Here is a 528-nt window from a genome sequence, read left to right on the forward strand (position 1 = left end):
GCCCGAAGCCGAAGAACACGGTGGCGAGATCGGTGGCGAACTCCTCGTTGTCGCCCCAATCATCCGGACGCGCCGGGATGGAATGGAGGATGCCGTGGCAAAGTTCATGCGCCAGCACCGCGATGAGATGTTCCAAATCGCGGGCGCTGCCGGGCTCGTAGGTGATGACTTGGCGATTGTCCTGTCTGCTGTAGGTGCCGGCCGGGTCGCGCGGCGCGTTCTTGACGATCGCCAGATGGCCGACATGGGGATCGATCGCTGCTTGCTGGGCAACGAGCTCGAAATTGCTCGGATCGACGCCGAGCTGGCCGCAGACCTGGGAAAAGACGAATTCCACATGCGCATGCCCCGAAAGGCCTGAGCGCGGGAAGTCCGCTTGTCTTGGATATTTCGACGGCAGCGATTTCAGGCGGTCAATGCCGCCGAGATTTTCCAGCAGCCAGGCCCACGCGCCCAGCTGCCACTCGACATCGTCATCGCTCAGCGTCGGCTTCGTCGACCAGAACATTTCAGAACAGGAAGTAGCGC

1 protein-coding gene is annotated in these 528 nt (G+C 61.9%); it reads right to left on the bottom strand.

Annotation, left to right across the window (positions count from 1 at the left end; translation table 11 throughout):
* A partial coding sequence (locus AC1D0P_RS28065) for a hypothetical protein (RefSeq protein ID WP_477679725.1) occupies positions 1 to 508 on the bottom strand: 508 nt, incomplete at its 3' end.
* Between the last annotated feature and the right edge of the window lie 20 nt (positions 509 to 528).

It is taken from the genome of Polaromonas sp. P1_G2, from assembly GCF_056405515.1.